Genomic DNA, 17749 nt, shown 5'->3' on the forward strand with positions numbered 1-17749 from the left:
CTCTTGGCTCGCACTTTTTAAATATACTGATGTGTGTACTCGAGTGAAAAACAATCCGTACGTTCAATCCAATCTTTTAGTAAATACAAGTGAGAACCACCGATGAGGACAACAATGCGTTCTTCGCCGGTATGGGCCAGACGAGCAATGTTTGCGAGTATCGTCAAGTTCCTTTCATACCACCAATTAACCCAGTGCAACCCGACATGTTTTTCAGGATTTGAAACAGTTAACATTTGCGTGTACATTTGATCTAACTTTTGTGAAAGCTCCATGTTGTTCGCTCTTTTAAAGCGATTGTAAACAGACAGTTCTTGTGATGCAGCTTCTTCTTTTAACATCGGCTCTAATTGATTGGTTTGGAAAGATTCGTAAAAATGAGGCAAATGATCACGTGCCCAAGCTAACGCATCTCCGATTCCATATGCGGGATTTTCTCCCAAATGATCAATAGCGTGGATTCGTTTCGCCTGTAGTCGAAAGCCAATTTGCTCAATTTCCGTGCCATTTAGTGTGTGCTCGCCGGTCAAATACAATCTGTAGCGTTCCTCTAACTCTGCTTGCTTTTTTTGATCGAGTTCTACCGCAACGTCTGTCGGTTCAAAGACAGACGTTGCGGTAGAACTCGTCAATCGATTGTTCCGTCTCGTCATCAAAACGATGAACTCCTTGATGAATCAAGTCTGGACTCTCATCGAAGTGGAACGTTCCGGCGAGCAATAGCGTAGGTTTCTTCATCTTAGCACCATCCAATCGTTTGATTGCTGAATGAAAAGAAAGATGTTACGTTAGAAAGAACAATGAGGTGAGGAAATCATGACAGTCCAAGAACTTGAACAGCAGTTGCGAATGCTCAAATCTGATTATGCACGGGTGCAAGGAGATCTGGAAAAGATCGAATCCATCGGAGGAAACCCTCGCCCGGTTACTCGGCAATTGAAACAGTTAGAAGAAGAGATTTATGAAACAAGGCAAAAAATTCATGCAAATTCAAATGGAGAATAGGTAGTAAGCTAGCGCAAGGACGAGTGCTCTCATCCTTGCGTTTTTTATAATAACTCTTTTAAAGCGGTGCGAACGGTAGAAAACGTTCGGAATGTTGATGTATTGACGCCCCGCAAAACACTTTGCTGAGCCATATTCGGACGAATTCCTGTAATGATGAGTTCTGTTCCCATTAATGTAAGCATGCTTTGTAAAGACGCCAGCTTTGTACCAAAGTCTTCCTCAAATGTATGCAGCCCAGACACATCAATGATCAGCTGTTCTTCTCCTTCTGTATTCACCTGCTCTAACACTTGAGCGGTCATCATCTGCCAACGCTCTTCGTGAATGACACCAACGAGCGGGAGTACGGCAAGGCCTTCGCTTAACGGAACGACAGGTGTGGATAGATCACGTATTTCTTCCAACGATTCTTCTAATCTTTGCTCCGCTTCTTTTCTGCGTGTAATGTCCTTTTGGACACCAACAAAATATTCTTTGCCAGCTGAATCGACATATACAGGATTAATTAACAACTCATTCCAAAATGCTTGGCCAGATTTTGTATAGTTGATCATCTCTACATAAACAGGTTGATTGGCTGCCAAGGAACGGCGAAGCTTTTGCACATCCGCTTCGTCAGTATGCTCCCCTTGTAAAAACCGACAATTTTGACCGATAATATCCTCTGCAGCGTAACCGGTCAATGTTTCAAAGCCGCGGTTCGCGTAGATGATCGGATTATCGTCTACACTAGGATCGGTAATGACAATGCCAACTTCGGTATGGTCAAGAACGGATGTCATAAGATCCGTAAATTGCAGATTCGCAACAATCGTCATGTCATCCTCTTGTAGAATTCTTCTGCAGATAATAAAGAGAAGTGAACCGTGCTCATCCTCACCTTCAGTAATTTCCGCTGTAAAAGACAGGGCTTCCCCATGCTTATTCACCAAAATTAAAGCAGCCCCCGGTTCTTCAAGAAGCAGTGACACGTCAGATTTGGTTACTTGTGCTAAAGCTTTGTTTTGGAGCTCATCAACTGTATAGTGTAGTTGGTCACGAAAAGATGGGTTGCTATAACGAATTGTGAAAGTGTTATCTACGACAATGACTGGATCTTTATATTTATCGATAAAGCTCTTAAACAAGCAGTTTCACCCTTTTCAAATAAATTACTATCAGTTTACCATTGTTGGTGATAAACTTTCCACTCACAATCCAATCCAAATAACAATCACGTATTATACGCACGCAAAAAAGACCCCCTGTGCCATAAGGTCACAGGGAGTCGATTATCATTCACTGCTTGCGGCAGACTCTTCTTCAGCTTCTTCAGGGACGATTTGTTGCTCATGTGGCGGTTTGATGCGTTGTTCATCGTCTGGGTCGAAGAAGTGAGCTTTATTCATATCAAATCCGAGTTCTAATTGGTCGCCTTGTTGAATGTTGCTACGTGGGTTTACAATTCCGACAATCTCTTGCTCGCCGACTTTCGTATAGAGCACCGCTTCGGAACCGGTTAATTCAGCAAGATCAATCGTGACGTCAGCTTTTGAATCGCTCATTTGGTTTAAGAACGCTTCTTCGTCATGAAGGTCTTCTGGACGGATGCCGAGAATGATGTTTTTGTTGTCGTACGGTTTTAAGTAATCAAGTTTACTTTGAGGCAACTTCAGTGAAATGTTGTCATCAAACCAGAAATAGCCGTCTTTAAGCTTGCCATTCAAAAAGTTCATTGAAGGTGAGCCGATGAAACCACCAACGAAGACATTTTCAGGATACAAATACACTTGTCGTGGGGCTCCGATCTGTTGAATGAAACCATCTTTCATGACAACAATCCGAGAGGCCATCGTCATCGCTTCTGTTTGATCGTGGGTAACGTAAATGGTTGTTGTTTTTAAGCGTTGATGAAGTTTAATGATTTCTGAGCGCATTTGTACACGTAACTTTGCATCTAAGTTTGAGAGAGGCTCATCCATTAAAAATACTTTCGGATTACGAACGATCGCTCTTCCGAGTGCCACACGTTGGCGCTGACCACCGGATAACGCTTTCGGTTTACGGTTAAGATAGTCTTCCAATCCGAGAATCTTAGCCGCACTATCGACACGCTCCTTAATGTCGGGTTTCTTGAATTTACGAAGTTTCAAACCGAACGCCATGTTGTCAAACACGTTCATATGAGGATAGAGTGCATAGTTTTGGAATACCATTGCGATATCGCGATCTTTCGGTGATACGTCGTTTACGAGATTATCATCAATGAATAGAGAACCTTCTGAAATCTCTTCTAATCCGGCAATCATACGCAGCGTTGTAGATTTTCCGCAACCAGATGGTCCAACAAACACAATGAATTCTTCATCTTTAATCTTTAAGTTAAAGTCAGTTACTGCGGTTACGTCCCCGTCGTATCGTTTGTAAATATGTTCCAATTGAATCTCTGCCATAAAAAAATCTCCCCTCATCCACGTTTGAAAATTGTTTGATTATTCTAATCGTAAACGTTTTCAATGGGAAAGGCTATGAACAAACTGACCAAAATCTAAACCGAGACTTCGTCAATATGCACGAAAGGAACCGCTTCTCCGGTTAACCATAGGGCAAGATATACAGCAGTTGTGAGGGAGAAGTGCTGAAATACGGGACCGGTTTGCTCTTGAAATTTGTCTAGCCGGTATTGCAACGTATTCCGATGGATGTGAAGTTGCCTCGCGGCTTTCGTAAGATTCATTTGAGAATGCAAATATGTAAAAATCGTTCTTCGAAGCTCGTGATCTGTATTTTGTAGGAGTGATTTTTGCCATTGGGTGAGCGCTTCATGAGAATGAGTTTTTACTAAGTCAATTAATGGGGCATCGGTCGCATTAAAAGATCGACGGTGTTGGAACCAAGAAATAAAAAGGTGGAACCGTTCCCGTTCTGCATAAAACATTGCTTTTGCCTTTGAAATGTCGGTGTACGCGCGTGTCACGTAATCGTGAACATCTACACTCAAATCTTCCGCTAATGCTTGGAAGGTCGACTGAACGAGGGCGATTTGTTCAGCATGTGACGGGGTGGAACGTTCAACAACTAATACCCCTTCTTGATCATTCGCCCAAATGACGGAACCGTAATGGCGAAGCGCCTCTGTGAGTGCACCGCTGTGATCCGTAGACGTATTTAAGTAGTAAAAAATAAAAACATAATCACTATTTTCCATATGTTCGGGTAGGTTGTTGGCATCTTCTAATAATAATTGATACCAGCGTAATTCCTCTTCCGATTGTGAAAGTTCACTAAGCGTGACTCTTTGGAGAAACGTATGGAGCAAACCGCGCTCTTCTGTAGAGACCGTTTTAGGGAATCCGACAAGCTCTTTACGATCTGTATAAAACCAGAGAAATTCATTCGGATGGTCGGTATGTGTTGGGTCTAAAACCAATTGATCGTTGTATAACTTCATAAGTTGAGAACGCATAGAGAAAGCACCCGCCTTTGTTAGAGTGTAACACGGCGAGTGCTCGGAATGTTTATTCAGATAAGACATGTTTTTGGATGGCTTTTGCGACACCATCCTGGTCATGAGTGTCCGTTGTTGCATCCGTTTGACTTTTGATGTAGTCATCTGCATTTCCCATTGATATGCTAAACCCAGATGTATTAAACATCGACAGGTCATTGTAGTTATCCCCAATAGCAAAGGTATCCACAATATTTACATTTAAATGTTTGGAAATGAGCTCTAGCCCGTTTCCTTTTTCCACACCCGCAGGCATAATTTCAACGTTATCTGTGCCTGATGAGGTAAATAGTAGATCCTCATCTAACTCCCATTTATTGCGGATGCTTTCTAACCGTTCAGGAAACAGCGATAGTACGAGGAACTTGTAAGGCGTAAAGTCTTCGTTGAGAATATCTGACGGATGTCTGAGGGTATGCAAACCCATTTTCTTAATTTGACGATCTGCTTGTGTTCGTATCGCTTCTTTAACCTTATCGGTATCATCATGTGAATTGGCATAGTCTTCAAGCTCATTCAAGAAATACTGATATGAATCTTTAGAAGCGTAATGCCCGTTTGACGTGCTCAAGTGATAATAAAATTTTTGGTCATTCAACCATGTGCCTACCTGTACGGCGGTTTCACGGTCTAGCCGTTCTTCTTTTAATACGTGGCCGTGTTTATCAGCGACAATTGCACCGTTTGCACAAACATAACCATCTGCTGTAATCCCTGCCTCATGGACGATGTCGCGAGCATCGGTCAAACTCCTACCTGTCGCGACTACAAAATAATGATCCTTTTGAAGCGCATGGATCACCTCTGTTGTGTACGTTGAAATGTGACGATCAGAATGAAGAAGCGTTCCATCCATATCAATTGCAACTAGTTTCATGTTGTATTCTCCACCCATCTTTTATCTATAGTTCACTGTCCATTATACGAGTTTTTCTATGATTTTTCAGCGAATGGGCGTATGGAATATAAAGCTTGTTCCAGCGTGAGGTACGTTGTAGCATCTTTGAATTTAATTCCGAGTCGTACAATCGTTTGTGATAGTTCTGGTCGCATACCTGACAACGTAACGGTAATTCCGAGCAGTTTCAGTGCGTGAATTAGATTAGAAAGGTGTTGCGCGAACCATGTGTTAATAGAGTCAATACCTGATAAATCAATGACAATATAGGAAAGATTTAATTCGGTTGCTCGTTCGAGAGTTTGTGAGTGTAAGTATTGTGAACGTTCATCGTCTAAGTCCCCGATAATTGGAAGAACAGCAATATTCTCCCAAACAGGAACGAGCGGGATGGAGAGGGCATGCATTTCTTTTCTCGTTAGTTCCAATGCGTGAACTTGGAAGCTGATGTAATGGGCACTCACTTGTTCTACGAGCAACTCTGTTCTTGTGGATAGGTGATGAGCAATTGTGAAAGCATCTCGAACGGTTAAGTCGTCTGTAGAGACGTGCGTCTCAAAAAGGTGTTGAAATGTTTCACGATAAGCTCGTAATAATGCAAACAACGTTTGAGAAGAGATTCGATGATTAATAAAAAAATCGACGATTTGCTTTGCCCATCTTTGGATGGTTGCATGATTGTTCGTTAAGTTCTCCTCAGAGGTCATCATGTCAAACCATTGTTTATGAAACGGCTCTAATGAAGGTAAATCGTTGCCGAGGGATTCTGTAGGTGACTTTTCAAGAAGTGTATGTACTAATTGATCTCGCCAATTGTCCGCTTGATTGTGCAATGAAATGAGCTGTCTGGAATAGTGTAGATCTGACAAGCTAAATCCCTCCCAAAGTATAAATCTATAAAAACTCATTATGAACCGTACCCTTATACAGTTTGGTATAAACATCAGATCAGAAAATTTCACACTTTTTTAAAAAGATGTTAAGCAATCTATGAGCAATTACAAGAAAACTTCAAGCATTGTGAAAAAACATCAAAAGTCATTCAATACTGAATATCTTTCTGTTATCGTGGGTATTAATCAAGTAAGCAACACAAACTTACGAAATAATTTAAGGAGGAGAATATAATGAATAAGAAACTTATGTATGGAATGTTGTCAGGTGTATTCGCAGTAGGTATGCTCGCTGCATGTGGAGACGTAGATGGCGGTGACGACCCAATGGGCGAAGACGACGACATGGGTGGAGAACTAGATGATGGTGGTATGGACGACATGGAAGATGACGACGGAGATGCTTAATCTGTCCATCTAAAATAAAAAACACCTCCTAATTGTATGAATACAATTAGGAGGTGTTTTTTGTGTAGCAGAAGCGTTCGTGTTATTGAGAGGATGGATTTGCTATGAATCTTAATAATTCATATGATCTCTTAAGCCAATTTATCTTCCTGAAAGAATAGACCCTTCCAATGACAAGAGAAAGCACTTTTTTCAAATCGTGTATGTGAGCATCATAACTTTTCACCCTAGTTGCCAATGGAAGTGCTCTAAAAAGCAATGGAAGCAGTTCAGCGTGAACTACTCGCTCCGGGAAAAGGGGTTGGTGGAACAGCGTGTTCCGCCGTCGTATTGCTGTTCTGGGCAAAGGCTTATGCGGAACAGAATGAGCGCCCAGCCGAATTTTGTTCCGGAGAGAGGGTCTGTGCGGAACAGAATGAGCGTCCAGCCGAAATTTGTTCCGGAGAGAGGGTCTGTGCGGAACAGAATGAGTTTCCCGTCGTATTTTTGTTCCGGAGAGAGGGCCTGTGCGGAACAGAATGAGTATCGCGTCGTATTTTTGTTCCGGAGAGAGGGCTTGTGCGGAACAGAATGAGCGTCCAGCCGAATTTTGTTCCAGCAAAAAGGGCTTAATTGCATGGCACAATCCGACAGTAATGTACAACGGATCTGTTAACCGGGGAGCCTTTATGCTTTTTTGCTATGGGATTGACTCATGTATTATCGAACTCACCAGGTGATTCGGAATGTTCATTTTTATCAACCTCGACCTCTTCCTCTAGATCATAAAGCTCGTGCTCACTAACCATTTGTTTTTACACTCATCATGAAGTTAAATGAGTTTAGATGCCTTTGCGAAAACTTTAACTTCCAATTATACCCATTCCCTGTTACTGGATTGTTATACTGTTTAATGTAAATTAATTGGAATTTATATGGGATTGAAACCTTTGAAATATGGTTGAAATTTTCTTGCGTATTTTTACATAGAGTACCTGTAATTGGAAAATAAATCTCTCATTTTTCCCTTTTCAACGGGATCTGCTCTCGTCATAATGAGTGGCGGAGGTGTAGGAAATGAAAAAATACTTATTCGCTTTAACCGCGTTTTTATTAATCCCGACAGGAGCATTTGCTCAATCGGATGAAGCCCCAAATTGGAAAGGAGATGTAAAAGGAAAAGTATATGTGTACACCGCTGGTAGCCATTTCGGTGAGTGGTCAAACTCGTATTCTTTGAAAGAGTGGGACACAGTGCTTGCGAAGCTTCAGGATCGTTTAAACATTCATTGCCCAATGCCAGGTGAAGATGTAGAAGAAGAACCAGAAGCGCCATCTGAAGGCAACGAAGAAGAGCAACCAGAACCAGAAGCACCATCTGAAGGTAACGAGGAAGAAGGAACGAATGATGAGGACACAGAGACAGGCAATGATTCTATGTCTCAGTTTGAGCAAGAAGTTGTAGATTTGACGAACGAAGAGCGTACAGCAAGAGGTCTTGAGCCACTTGAAGCGTACACAGACTTAAGCGATGTTGCACGTGTGAAATCAGAAGATATGAGAGATAATAATTATTTCTCACATGATAGCCTAGATACGGGTCACCTTTTGATATGATGAATGAATTTGGCATTGATTACAGAAGTGCAGGAGAAAACATCGCAGCTGGGCAGACGAGTCCTGAACAAGTGGTGAACGGCTGGATGAATTCCGATGGACACCGTGCGAACATTCTTGATCCACAGTATACGCATATCGGTGTCGGTCACGCTGAAGGCGGAAGCTATGGACAATACTGGACGCAAATGTTTATGTCTCGCTAAAATGATTAGAATATGAATAAAAAAGCGTAAGGATTGGTTAATCATCCTTACGCTTTTTTATTTTGGGCAGATTAAACGTCGTCCATTAAGTAGGTGAGCGGGTGAAAATCTTACCATAGAAGCTAGAAATTCTCCCGTAGAACGGTCAATGGCAGGATTAGAGTATATAAATTATCTTAAATTTTAACAAAACAGACCGTTAGGTCGGAGCGCTCTTAAATTCTGAAAACTACTCCAAAGTATATGGATTACCCTTCAATTAGCGCTTGATAAATGAGCGTTCTGCCTGCCACTTCCGCGATTACAAAATATTGAACTGAACCTGTGTTCTCTGTCTCATAGATCGGGGTTCCTTCTGGAAGTTGTGTGGCCGACAACTCTCCGAAACGACTCGGATTATCTGTCGTTTGTACAATTTCTCCGATGAAGTCCCCTTTCTCGTACGTATCCAAATCGATGTGATCATAATCTGTTACATTGCTAAAGACTCTGGAATCGTACTCAAAAATATCGGCGCTTTGAGATTGCCGCAAAACATCTTCAGCAGTCGGGTTAGTTAGGATCTTCACAACTGATGAGCAATAATACTACCAAAAATAACACGATACGCTTCATAACGTTTACCTCTCTTTCCTACTCATATTAGGGTATGGATGGAAATGTGAGAGTTTGTCTACATACCAATAATATCTCTATGTTCAGCCCGATAAACCTGAAAAAACAGCTACCCACTGGCACCGTGGCACCAATAAGTAGCTGGTTCGTTTTTGGCACGTGCCGAAGCTACGATCCTAAAGCGGCAATACATACCGAAACACTGCAAAGAAATGTGCCGCTGAGCCTGCGATGACGAATACGTGCCATACGGCATGATGGTATGGAAAGCTTCGCCACACGTAGAATACAGTACCTACTGTGTAGAAAATGCCTCCCGCAAGTAGCAACATCATACCTTCGGGTGGCAATACGAGAGATAACGGTTGCCACGCGATGACGATAATCCAACCCATACCAATATAGAAAACGGTTGATAGCAGTACGAACCGTTTTACAAAAAAAGCTTTAAATGTAATGCCAATCGCTGCAATTCCCCAAACGATGCCAAACAGAATCCAGCTTAGGGCACCGTCAAGTGCTAGAAAAAGAAATGGTGTGTACGTCCCAGCAATAAAAAGGTAAATGGACGAGTGGTCAAAGATCTCAAACAAATTCTTAACTTTTCCTGTTGGAAAACTGTGCAACAGTGTAGAGTTAACATAAAGGAGCGTCATTGTCGCCCCGAAGATGGCAACACTCACGATGTGGAGCGCGGTCCCATAGATCGACGCATATACAATCAGGATAACAAGAGCGGTAACGCTCAGTAATGAACCAACGCCGTGAGTGATGGCATTAGCAAGTTCTTCACGTCTCGAAAACACATGGGTTTCGGATGCCAAGAGTGATCCCCCCAGTACTCATTAAACTAATACTTATTATACGGCATTGACGGCAAAAAGCATACTGCCACAAGTTGCTCGTGTTTATATAGAAGAAAAACGACTCAACTCTATTTTTAAGAGTTGAGTCGTTTAAATCATACATTATTTTGCAAATACGTGTTGACCGATACGTTTTGTTTCTTCACGAGTCGCATTCCAATGGTTAGTTGCTGTTTCAGGGTTGTAGAAGAAGATTGAGCCTTGCCCTTGGCCGTCAAATGCTATTGCTTCACGAGCAGCAAGCTTAGATTCTTCAGCAGCCGGTTCATAGATTGTTCCATCTAATACGGGGCTAAATGCATAATATCCGTTTACCACTTCATAAATGACATCGCGGATTGTATCAGGGTAGCGATCATCAGCAACACGGTTAAGAACGACAGTACCTACAGCAACTTTACCTGCATAGGGTTCTCCTTGTGCTTCAGAGTGAATGAGGCGTGCTAATAGATCCAACTCTTCGCTCGTTACTGATTCTGGCAACTGCAGGCGCTCTCCGATATTTACATTCGAATCGGGCTTGCCGTTTAGTTCTTGAATTTCTTGAATAGAAACTCCGTAATCAACACCGATGCTCCAAAGTGATTCCCCTCCGGATACCGTATGCTCAGAGTTGGCTTGCGTAATATTAGTAAACATAAAAAAGAATGCGATAGACATGATTGTCATTTTCAAGCGTTTCATCGTAAAACCTCCTGTGGGAATTGGTACGAGTGTTACCATAACAATCATCCAGGTCGGTTGCATTAGGAAAAAGAATCCAAAGAACTATTGCGGAATATGTGAGGTTGATATGACAAGGGTTAACGCCTGAAATTACAATTAGATTACAATGTTGTTATATATGATATATATCCTAATTTATAGGAGATATGAGAAAAAAGTGTTGGTTTTCCGAATTTTAGCATGGGAGTGAATGCGTTGTTACTTATCGTTACATTTATCGTATTTGGGTTTGTAGTTGCTTTACCTGTAGGGCCAGTAACGATAGAGATGATTCGTGTGAGTATGCGCAGTGGGTTTCTCAGTGCTTGGATGATTGGGATTGGCGGAATGGTCATCGATGTCGGAATGATTCTACTCATTTATTTTGGGCTGTCTACTGTCTTTGAATTGGAGCGGTCCAGACTGCCATGTGGTTTATAGGAGGTGCTTTTCTGCTGCACCTTGGAGTGCAGAGTATTCGAGAAGATTCTATGACGCTAGAGCAAACAGCAAGAACGAGAGATGGGCGTCTTCAATCATTTCTAAAAGGGGTTGTATTGGCGCTTACACCTGGGAATTTAATGTTTTGGATAGGCGTATTCGGAACGGTATTGGCTGCAGCATTGCAAGAAAGTGGCTTCGGCCAATTCCTCATTATTGGCGTGAGCATACTCGGGGGATCCTTCTCCACGACCTATTGCTTTTAACCGTTGTCTCCATCGTAAAACGTAAAATCAAGGGAAAATGGTTTAAGGCAATCTCTATCATTACAGGTGTTTTACTGCTTGTATTTGCAGCGTACTTCTTGCTGTCAGGCGTTCGCAATATTATTGAATAAAAGTCATAAAGATGCCGTCTGTATGATAAATAAGTCGGTTTCTGTATAAGTTGAACGAAAGAAATTCACTAAACCGTATGTTCGGGATCGGCCTTTTACGGGCAAACGCCTACTTATTTGCTATTGATGTTCACCTCGCTTCACTTCGACAACTTCGTTGCCAAACGTTGTTCGTCACTGCAAGAGTTGCGGCTAATCCGGGAAAACGTTTGCCGAAGGTTAACAAGACGTGGCCGATAGTCATCACTTGGCGCAAGGAATGTGATGCCCGGTCACTTATGTGACAATCCAGCCCTTAAAGCAGGCTCTTTTGGTCCTCAATGGTCACTTATATCGCGATTTGTAACCGTTGACTCCATTTATGTGCGGATCCACGTTTAAAGTGATGATTTTAGTTTCCAAAGTGTCACGTAAATGAATATATAGGGCATTTGGAATTCTTTCCACACACCGTAGCCAGTAGGCGAAAACGTGAACCGTGTTACTTTTGTGCTCTGGAGTACAAGCATCCGCCCGCAGTGGAAAGTAACAACAAACTGCGCAATTATGAAAATGTTACGTTGATTCTATATAAAAGGTTTTGAGGGTGATCTAGATTGATCACCTCCTGAAATTTCCCAGGTGATATACAATTAGAGGTATTTGTGAGCAAACACTACCTCTAGAAATTGAGTCCACTGGTGGTGTTCAACGATTTTATGCTCTAGTTGAGTTAACGATAGAAACCGATTGGAAAGAAACGACCAATTACCCCTTTGAGATCCAACTTAGCGAGCCTGAGATGATCCAAGCATAACGACATGAAATGCTATTGGAGATGGGGTTTATGTTTAAGTGGGTAGAGGGGTCAGAGCAAAATGGCGAAGTGCTGAATTGAATTAGTGTATGTCGTTGTTCTATTTGTGAACAGAGATAAGTAAAACCCCTTAGGTAGCCCTAAGGGGTTTTAACTAATTACATCTCCTCATAATCTTCTAAGCTCGTTTCAGGTTCATGAGGTGTTGAGCTATCGACGTGACCGAACAATGTGTCGGCGCTCTCCCCGTCAATGAGCACGAGTGCAGAGTCAAAACCTGCTTGTTGTACGAGGTGGGCAATTTGGTCCATGATGCCAATCTCAAATCCTGAGCCGACGTTAATGTCAGCGAATTCTGGTGAGAAGGACACGTGGGCGACACCGTCATGGTCTTCCACGTACTGCACAGAGACGTTATCGTCTTCAATAATTGAAATGAGCTCGTCTGAGTTAGGTCCTTCAATCCATTGCTCGATGGCACTTTGGGCAAGGCCTTCTTGTCCAGCGCCCGAGATGGTGTGTGTTTCACGATACATGTCGAGGACTTGATCATCATAAAAAACGATGTCAATAGATTCTTCCATCATTTCAGGCTCATCAGCAGCGGCAGAATCTTCTTCTGCGTCTTCATTTTGATCCGTTTCTTCATCGAGTTCGTCAGTGCCATCTTCGTCTAAGTCTTCATCATCTTCTTCATCAATATCGTCTTCATCTTCATCGTCTATGTCTTCGACTTCCTCATCGCTCGTTGTATCCGCGTCTCCATTTTCAGTTGGAGCTGGGTCATCTTCAGAACAAGCGGCAAGCATACTTACACCTAGCAGTGTGGCTGCGCAAAATTTGACAGGACGTTTCATTAGGTATCCTCCCTTATTGTGAGTGCTTGTAGATTTTAATGTTATTCCTTGTCAAAGACTACCTTTATATGTAAAAGAGGTCAAGTGAAAGAAAGATTCACAATTTAATAATTAACATAAAACGACACTTGCTTAATGTATTCTTCACATCCAAAGTTCTGATGACTTCCATAAAATACATAGGTTTTTCATTTTTTTAGCCTCGTGTGAAAAAGAAACATGATATAATGTTTTCGACTGGACGTAAAAGAAGGTGACAGAAATGAATCAACGTCGTTCAAATCTAAAATGGTTAGCCGGCATTCTCATTTTCATTTTGTTATATGCCGTCGCTTATTGGGCATTTATCTTTTTTGCCTCTTGATAGAATTGCCAACAGGAGCACGTTATGCCGTGATAACCGGATAACGTGCTTTACTTCATACAAATTAGGAATAAATCTAAAAAATCGTGTAACGCACTGAATTTAATAACGACTACAAAGGGGAACGGTACTTGTGTATGATACGTTCGACCGCCTTTATGAACAATACCACCAATCGTTGTTTCAGTTCATATACTATATGGTGCGTGATCGCCATATTGCTGAAGAACTTGTACAAGATGTCTATATAAAAGTTTTGCATTCATATGATCGTTTCGATGGCCGAAGCAATGAAAAAACCTGGCTCTTCTCTATTGCAAAACATGTGACAATTGATTATATCCGTAAGGAAAATCGACAAAAAAGGAAATGGTTCGGTATGGTTGTCTCTGATGAAAAAATTGATATTCAAGATGAACAGCCGCTTCCGGAGCATCACATGCTTGTAAAAGAAGAGCTGGAGACGATCTATAAAGCATTGAAGAAATGCTCCATTGATCAACAGCAAGTGCTCATACTCCGATTTATTGAATCGTTCTCAGTCAAAGAAACAGCGGAGACGTTGGGCTGGTCTGAGAGCAAGGTGAAGACGACACAACACCGCGCAATCCAAAAGCTAAAGAAAACGTTAGGAGAGGAGGAGAATAATGAGCAATAACAACACCGATGAGAAGATCATCAAGAAGCTTCATGACCTAAATGGCGTAGAAGACCACCGTTCAAAAGATGAAATCTACATGAACGTAAAAGCCGAATGAAGCGTAGTGGTAAGAAGCCTCAACCAGAGCGGTTTAAGAAGCCGGTAATTATTGGTCTGTCCTCGGCGGCGGTTCTCATTTTATCCGTTGTTGTTGTATCACAAATTTCTCCACCTGGCGGAAACCAAGAGTTTAGTTCAGATGCACCCCGTGAATCTGCACTTGATGAGTCAGATTATGAGGAAGATGCTGATCAAGATCAAGCGGACGAATGGGAAGGAACGGAAAACAACGAGGAAGACCAATCCCTTTATGTACAAGATGAAGATCGACATACAGAGCCGGATGAAGACCAGCCCGTCGTGGAAGAAGAAGAATTAACGCTTGATGAAGAACGTAGTGAGCGCATTGCGAGCTTTGAATACTACTCTGCAACGATCGACGCCGGAGAGCGTTTGTTTACACTCCCATTTATGGCTCCAGATGATCAAACGGTGGTGAATGTGACGTTGCAAAGCCCAGAAATTGATACAGGGCAGTTGGAGCAAGTGCTAGCCGCATTTCACCCAGAGAATTATGGTTTGAAAGAATCACCTATGAGAGAGTTCATTGAAGAAGGATTAACGGACGAGAAGTTTTTTGAAGGTTTAGCAGAGATCTCGAGGTTTGAGACATTTGCGACAGCTGAATGGCCGGACCAAGTGGAAGAAGTCTTAAGTGAAATCAGCAACCAATCCACGGAAGCAAACGGTTACTTCTTATTACCAGTGGAAGATCAATATGCTTATCTTGTGAGCGGCAATAGCTTGGACCTTAATGGCAGTGTAAGCGATTCACTAGAAGAGACCTTGAAATTCATGGAGAATGATGCCGATGAAGATCGCTACTTTTCCATCATTCCTGATGAAGTTGATTTGGAGTCTGTAAGTGAAGCAGGCGAAACGCGAGTGATCTTGACGTATGATGGGTTTGAAGATGTTACGCGTGAAGAGGAATTACTCATGTTTATTGAAGGCGTTCTTCTCGCCGCGGCTGATTTTGGCTACCAAGAAATTGAGTTTGATGGCGCTGAGCGAAGTGACTTTTCTCAAGTTGGGCCATATCAGCTAAGTAGAACACTCCAACCTCCGGCAGCTCCGAACTATTTAGGAGAAGTCGAGGTTACGAATTAGATTCGAATAAGCAATCAAAAAGACCTTCGACCTTTACGGGATCGGTCGAAGGTTTCGTTTCATATAGGGAAATGAAACCGAAGTTTTTTCCCTGTTGCAATTTCGACGGGTGGTTTGCCGCCATCCTCCCCGTCGACGTCGATATTTCCTTTAGGATTTACGTTTAAGGTGAGGTTCTGAACCTTACGATATATGAGGTTCTCTCCTTCTTGAAGCTCTTCATCTAATCGAGCTTCGCGCCAAGCATTAATGAGCGAGAGACCGGCTTCTTTTACAATATACATATGGAGATACCCGTCATTAATGTCGTGTTCTCGTGGCAAGGTAACAGAGCCAATGTAATTTCCGTTGGCAACAAGAATGAGCACGGCTTCGCCTTCGAGCTTTTCTGATTCGGTGGCAATTTCGTACGAATATTGCACCGGTTGCAGCGTCGTTTGCAAGGCACTCCAGAAGTAACTGAGCCGCCCAGTTGCACGCTTTAAGTCGGCATCGATGTTCTCCGACGTATCGGCGATTAGGCCGACAGCGAGGAAGTTTAAAAAATGGTTGTTATTGATTTTAGGGACATCAACGTTTCGTGTAGATCCTGAACAGAGCGCATCCACAGCTTCAATGAGGTCAAGGGGGATGCCGAGCGTTCGTGCAAAGTCGTTACACGTTCCCCCGGGCAAGATTGCGGCAGTCGGTGGCTGATCTTGTTCAGCGAGCCCGTTAATGCATTCATGGACGGTGCCGTCTCCGCCGAGAATGAAGACTGTATCTATGTCTGTTGCCTCCCGGCTCAGGCGCTTGCCGTCACCGGGTTGTTCTGTAGGAGCTAATTCAACACTAAACCCATGTTTTTTGATGGCTTCGCGAATTTCTTCTATTGAGGGTTCACGATTGTCCTTCGACTCGCCAGCTTTTTGATTGTATATTAATCGTGCCTTCTTCATCACATTCACTCCTATAGCTATACATGCCCGTTAAAACGAGAAGATTGAGGACAGAAGTCCGATGACGATCAAAACGACAAAGCCGATTCCGAGTATATTGTAGAGGGTTTTGCTTTTAAATGGCATGCGTCGCTTTTTGTTCCAGCGATTCGGGTCAAAACCGATATCATCGTTTTCGTCTCTGTACCGAGTCGGCGCGTACCTTGGAATTGAAAAAAAGTTCTTTGCTTTCCTCAAGAAGGTGCAGCAATCGCCATCCCCGCAATCAAACCGATAATATGTGCGAGAATGTTAATTCGTGGATTGAGGAACGTCATGATAATGCCGATGACAACCATAACGGTGACAATTTGCCGGCTTGCAGCATCAATGAGTTCTTTTCTAAAGATCATCATGTATACGTACATACCGAGCAACCCGTAGATGGCACCGGATGCACCTACATGCCTATACCCGAGTGGTTGCAAATAAAATGTGACGATATTGGCAATTACTGCGGTTAGGAGATAGAATAGCACAAATCGATACTTGCCGACCATTTTTTCTATAGGCGGACCGAATAGAAAGAGGGCAAATGAATTAAACAGCATATGGAATAAATCCGCATGTAAGAACACAGGTGTGATCAAACGCCACCATTCACCAGCAGCGATCGCCACGTTCCAGCCGAAGCCGAGTAAATATAGCCATTGACCAGGCGGAAAGATTCCTAAGTTTCCAAGGAACGTAAAAACGTATAAGATGATGTGAATGGCAATTAGTATGGTAACGATTGGATAGTTACGCCGGAATGTATAAAAGTTTTCGTTGCGAACAAACATTTAGCCACCTCATTGTGATTAGATCGTAGTATAGTTTAGCATATTCTCTAACGTTCTATCGAATGTTTAAGTACTCAGAAAGAAGTGATCCCTTGATTATCGGAAATGGCATCGACATCGTTGAGATTGATCGAATGCGTGCAGTATCAAAAAGACAACCAAAATTTTATAAACGAATTCTTGTTGTAAAAGAACAAGAACAGTATCTCAAGCTGTCTTCACGGCGAGCGGTTGAATTTTTAGCCGGGCGTTTGCTGCTAAAGAAGCTTATGCAAAAGCGCGGGGAACAGGAATTGGAAAGGTCGTAAGTTTTCAAGATGTTCATATTAAAAAGCATCAATCTGGACAACCTTATCTAGCGGTCAATGACGATATAGCGAACACCCGCCTTCACTTAACGATTAGTCATTCAAAGCAATTCGCCGTTGCGCAAGTGATCATCGAAACCCTTTCATCTCCTTCTTAATTTTCAAAGACGAGCTTGCATAACACGGATGGTTGTCTCATATGATGTAATGCGGTTAAGAGGGACCTGAAATGTGTGCAGTGATCAAATGATAGTGCGAGGGAGAGTCAAGAGTGT

General features: G+C 42.5%; 21 protein-coding genes and 1 pseudogene. 9 read left to right on the forward strand and 13 right to left on the reverse strand.

The window, feature by feature from the left end:
- Positions 1–17: 17 nt before the first annotated feature.
- Both JCM19039_RS01375 and JCM19039_RS24145 read right to left on the reverse strand, forming a co-directional pair.
- Positions 18–653, reverse strand: coding sequence for a DUF5694 domain-containing protein (locus JCM19039_RS01375; RefSeq protein WP_042423119.1), 636 nt, complete (start codon positions 651–653; stop codon positions 18–20).
- Positions 601–738: a hypothetical protein gene (locus tag JCM19039_RS24145; RefSeq protein ID WP_193744113.1), complete on the reverse strand. Its 138-nt coding sequence runs from the start codon at positions 736–738 to the stop codon at positions 601–603. Before JCM19039_RS24145 ends, JCM19039_RS01375 begins: the two co-directional genes overlap by 53 nt.
- Before the next feature lie 78 nt (positions 739–816).
- Here JCM19039_RS24145 and JCM19039_RS01380 point away from each other — a divergent pair, with 78 nt between their 5' ends.
- Positions 817–1005 (forward strand): SE1832 family protein, encoded by a 189-nt coding sequence (locus JCM19039_RS01380; RefSeq protein ID WP_042423122.1) that lies wholly within the window; start codon positions 817–819, stop codon positions 1003–1005.
- A 44-nt stretch (positions 1006–1049) separates the two neighbouring features.
- Here JCM19039_RS01380 and JCM19039_RS01385 read toward each other — a convergent pair whose 3' ends face one another.
- The 5 genes from JCM19039_RS01385 to JCM19039_RS21335 form a co-directional block, all read right to left on the reverse strand.
- Entirely contained in the window at positions 1050–2135 is a 1086-nt protein-coding gene (locus JCM19039_RS01385; RefSeq protein ID WP_081834264.1) for a PAS domain S-box protein, read from the reverse strand.
- 147 nt (positions 2136–2282) lie between these two features.
- Positions 2283–3440, reverse strand: coding sequence for an ABC transporter ATP-binding protein (locus tag JCM19039_RS01390; protein ID WP_042423124.1), 1158 nt, complete (start codon positions 3438–3440; stop codon positions 2283–2285).
- A gap of 95 nt (positions 3441–3535) precedes the next feature.
- Positions 3536–4453 (reverse strand): helix-turn-helix domain-containing protein, encoded by a 918-nt coding sequence (locus JCM19039_RS01395; RefSeq protein ID WP_042423126.1) that lies wholly within the window; start codon positions 4451–4453, stop codon positions 3536–3538.
- A 52-nt stretch (positions 4454–4505) separates the two neighbouring features.
- Complete coding sequence (locus JCM19039_RS21330) at positions 4506–5372, reverse strand: Cof-type HAD-IIB family hydrolase (RefSeq protein WP_052398411.1); 867 nt, start codon at positions 5370–5372, stop codon at positions 4506–4508.
- Positions 5373–5428: 56 nt separating this feature from the next.
- Positions 5429–6262 (reverse strand): STAS domain-containing protein, encoded by an 834-nt coding sequence (locus JCM19039_RS21335; protein ID WP_052398412.1) that lies wholly within the window; start codon positions 6260–6262, stop codon positions 5429–5431.
- 258 nt (positions 6263–6520) lie between these two features.
- Between JCM19039_RS21335 and JCM19039_RS24150 the strand changes: the two genes are divergently transcribed.
- From JCM19039_RS24150 to JCM19039_RS27670, 3 genes are all read left to right on the forward strand, one after another.
- On the forward strand, positions 6521–6694 hold the full coding sequence (locus JCM19039_RS24150; protein ID WP_193744114.1) for a hypothetical protein: 174 nt from the start codon (positions 6521–6523) through the stop codon (positions 6692–6694).
- A gap of 1056 nt (positions 6695–7750) precedes the next feature.
- Positions 7751–8290: a CAP domain-containing protein gene (locus JCM19039_RS27665; RefSeq protein WP_052398413.1), complete on the forward strand. Its 540-nt coding sequence runs from the start codon at positions 7751–7753 to the stop codon at positions 8288–8290.
- A complete protein-coding gene (locus tag JCM19039_RS27670) occupies positions 8287–8496 on the forward strand; it encodes a CAP domain-containing protein (protein WP_052398414.1) in 210 nt (69 codons plus the stop codon). Before JCM19039_RS27665 ends, JCM19039_RS27670 begins: the two co-directional genes overlap by 4 nt.
- 248 nt (positions 8497–8744) lie before the next feature.
- On the opposite strand, the gene JCM19039_RS01420 is transcribed toward JCM19039_RS27670, so the two are convergent.
- The 3 genes from JCM19039_RS01420 to JCM19039_RS01430 all read right to left on the reverse strand — a co-directional run bounded on the left by JCM19039_RS01420 (position 8745) and on the right by JCM19039_RS01430 (position 10661).
- Positions 8745–9065 (reverse strand): hypothetical protein, encoded by a 321-nt coding sequence (locus tag JCM19039_RS01420; protein WP_042423132.1) that lies wholly within the window; start codon positions 9063–9065, stop codon positions 8745–8747.
- Between the two features lie 222 nt (positions 9066–9287).
- Positions 9288–9935 carry a hemolysin III family protein gene (locus JCM19039_RS01425; protein WP_042423135.1) on the reverse strand — a complete coding sequence of 216 codons (648 nt, stop codon included), beginning with the start codon at positions 9933–9935 and terminating at the stop codon, positions 9288–9290.
- A 144-nt stretch (positions 9936–10079) separates the two neighbouring features.
- The gene (locus tag JCM19039_RS01430) at positions 10080–10661 is read right to left on the reverse strand and encodes a cell wall hydrolase (protein WP_042423138.1); all 582 of its coding nucleotides are present in this window, start codon (positions 10659–10661) and stop codon (positions 10080–10082) included.
- A 237-nt stretch (positions 10662–10898) separates the two neighbouring features.
- Between JCM19039_RS01430 and JCM19039_RS26195 the strand changes: the two genes are divergently transcribed.
- Together JCM19039_RS26195 and JCM19039_RS01440 are read left to right on the forward strand one after the other, a co-directional pair.
- Positions 10899–11123: a LysE family transporter gene (locus JCM19039_RS26195; protein ID WP_193744115.1), complete on the forward strand. Its 225-nt coding sequence runs from the start codon at positions 10899–10901 to the stop codon at positions 11121–11123.
- On the forward strand, positions 11111–11389 hold the full coding sequence (locus tag JCM19039_RS01440) for a LysE family transporter (RefSeq protein ID WP_081834268.1): 279 nt from the start codon (positions 11111–11113) through the stop codon (positions 11387–11389). The genes JCM19039_RS26195 and JCM19039_RS01440 overlap by 13 nt, the downstream gene beginning before the upstream one ends.
- Before the next feature lie 1085 nt (positions 11390–12474).
- Here the strand turns inward: JCM19039_RS01440 and JCM19039_RS01445 are convergent.
- Positions 12475–13173 (reverse strand): GerMN domain-containing protein, encoded by a 699-nt coding sequence (locus tag JCM19039_RS01445; RefSeq protein ID WP_042423147.1) that lies wholly within the window; start codon positions 13171–13173, stop codon positions 12475–12477.
- Between the two features lie 497 nt (positions 13174–13670).
- On the opposite strand from JCM19039_RS01445, the gene JCM19039_RS01450 reads away from it, so the two are divergent.
- Together JCM19039_RS01450 and JCM19039_RS01455 are read left to right on the forward strand one after the other, a co-directional pair.
- Entirely contained in the window at positions 13671–14195 is a 525-nt protein-coding gene (locus tag JCM19039_RS01450; RefSeq protein WP_042423150.1) for an RNA polymerase sigma factor SigX, read from the forward strand.
- A gap of 96 nt (positions 14196–14291) precedes the next feature.
- Complete coding sequence (locus tag JCM19039_RS01455; RefSeq protein WP_042423153.1) at positions 14292–15407, forward strand: hypothetical protein; 1116 nt, start codon at positions 14292–14294, stop codon at positions 15405–15407.
- A gap of 59 nt (positions 15408–15466) precedes the next feature.
- On the opposite strand, the gene JCM19039_RS01460 is transcribed toward JCM19039_RS01455, so the two are convergent.
- Entirely contained in the window at positions 15467–16345 is an 879-nt protein-coding gene (locus JCM19039_RS01460) for a diacylglycerol kinase family protein (RefSeq protein ID WP_042423155.1), read from the reverse strand.
- 233 nt (positions 16346–16578) lie between these two features.
- The gene (locus tag JCM19039_RS01465) at positions 16579–17166 is read right to left on the reverse strand and encodes a rhomboid family intramembrane serine protease (RefSeq protein ID WP_052398415.1); all 588 of its coding nucleotides are present in this window, start codon (positions 17164–17166) and stop codon (positions 16579–16581) included.
- 92 nt (positions 17167–17258) lie between these two features.
- Between JCM19039_RS01465 and acpS the strand changes: the two are divergent.
- Positions 17259–17632: pseudogene (acpS, locus tag JCM19039_RS01470) on the forward strand (holo-ACP synthase).
- Positions 17633–17749 lie beyond the last annotated feature (117 nt).

Origin of the sequence: Geomicrobium sp. JCM 19039, assembly GCF_000698145.1 — a bacterium.
Classification (GTDB): Bacteria; Bacillota; Bacilli; order Bacillales; family Marinococcaceae; genus Geomicrobium_A.